At 35.1% G+C, this 1533-nt stretch carries 1 protein-coding gene; it reads left to right on the forward strand.

Annotation, left to right across the window (positions count from 1 at the left end; all coding sequences use genetic code 11):
* The first annotated feature begins 146 nt into the window (after positions 1-146).
* Positions 147-1481: an IS701 family transposase gene (locus PL11201_RS25655; RefSeq protein WP_079676739.1), complete on the forward strand. Its 1335-nt coding sequence runs from the start codon at positions 147-149 to the stop codon at positions 1479-1481.
* Positions 1482-1533 lie beyond the last annotated feature (52 nt).

Here is a 1533-nt window from a genome sequence, read left to right on the forward strand (position 1 = left end):
CAATAGGTAAATACTTACTATAAGTAGCTTTTAGCTTTCAAGAATGTCCTAATAGATGTGGCAACTGCTATATCCCTCTTCTGTCAGTCTCCTAGAAGTAAAATTAGAAAATAAACCACATGGGTAGCTAGAAGGGGGATAGGGTAATGGATGTAGAATTACAGATTATCAAACATTTAGCCAGAGATGCACAACCAACAGTTTCAGTGATTGATGAATATTGTCAAGGTTATAAAGACCTATTCCCTGAAGTTAGAAGTTACGAATGTTTTAAATACTTACATCTAGGAATCATCTCACCAATTCCGAGAAAATCTTTACCGGAAATTGCTAAAATAGTAGGAATTAGGTCGCCGCAATCACTCCATCATTTTTTAGCCAATTCGCCTTGGTCAGCAAGGGAATTAAAGGAAAGAAGATTAGCTCGAACTCTAAAAGCATTGAAAGAAGAGAAGATTATAGTAATAATTGATGAAACAGGAGATAGGAGAAAGGGTAAAAAAACCGACTATGTAGCCCGACAATACTTGGGAAGTGTGGGCAAAATAGATCGGGGAATAGTATCAGTTAATGCTTACGGTGTTTATAAAAATATAACTTTTCCTTTAGTGTTTAGAGTATTTAAACCCAAAGGAACATTAAAAGAAGGAGATGTCTACAAAACTAAGATTGAAATCGCATCAGAAATCCTAACAGAGTTGGTTGAACTGGGATTTCAAATTGAATTGGTATTAGCAGATAGCCTTTATGGTGAAAGTAGTTCGTTTATCAGTACATTAGATAAATTTGGATTACCTTGGGTGCTGGCAATAAGAAGTAATCATGGAGTCTGGATGTCAAGCGAGGAGAAAGTTAGAGCAAACAAATGGTGTAAATTTGAGAGAGTTTTTAGCAATGGAGAATCAGAAACCCGATATATTAGAGAAATTATATTTGGAAAAAGAAGTCCGAGAACCTATTGGGAAATCACCACAGATCCAGAAACAATGCCAGAAGCCTCAACTTCATTTGTCATGACAAATTTAACAGAAAATAGGAACCAGATAAAAAAGACATTAGGTAATTTATACGGGTTAAGAACATGGGTGGAATATGGATTTCGACAATGTAAACAAGAACTGGGTTGGACTGACTATCGGTTGACGGATTTTCAAGATATAGAAAAATGGTGGGAAATCATTTTCTGTGTGTATTTAATGATTAGTTTCAACTCCGAAGTTTTCCGGTCTTTAAGTCAAGGAAGTCCCAGAGAATCGGAGAGCAAAAAAAACACCACAGATTGCTCGAATCACCAACAATGGAATCATAAAGAGGGATGGAAAAATGTTTTAAATAATTTGCGTTTAATAATTCAGCCTACTATTATATTGTGGTTGATTGCCCCGTGGTTAGATGTTTTTCCTGATCGTTATTTATTGCTTGGGTTTCATAAATTAATTCAGAATATTAATCAATTTCAATCTTATTTTCCCAATGGATAACTCTACTTTTTATTACTTGTTGGTTTCGGAGACTGACAGAAGAGGGATATAA

Origin of the sequence: Planktothrix sp. PCC 11201, from assembly GCF_900009135.1 — a bacterium.
In the GTDB taxonomy this organism is placed as follows: domain Bacteria; phylum Cyanobacteriota; class Cyanobacteriia; order Cyanobacteriales; family Microcoleaceae; genus Planktothrix.

What these genes read in the sequence shown, in the direction of transcription:
- PL11201_RS25655 (WP_079676739.1), top strand. Translation starts at nt 147, where the DNA reads ATGGATGTAGAATTACAGATTATCAAACATTTAGCCAGAGATGCACAA.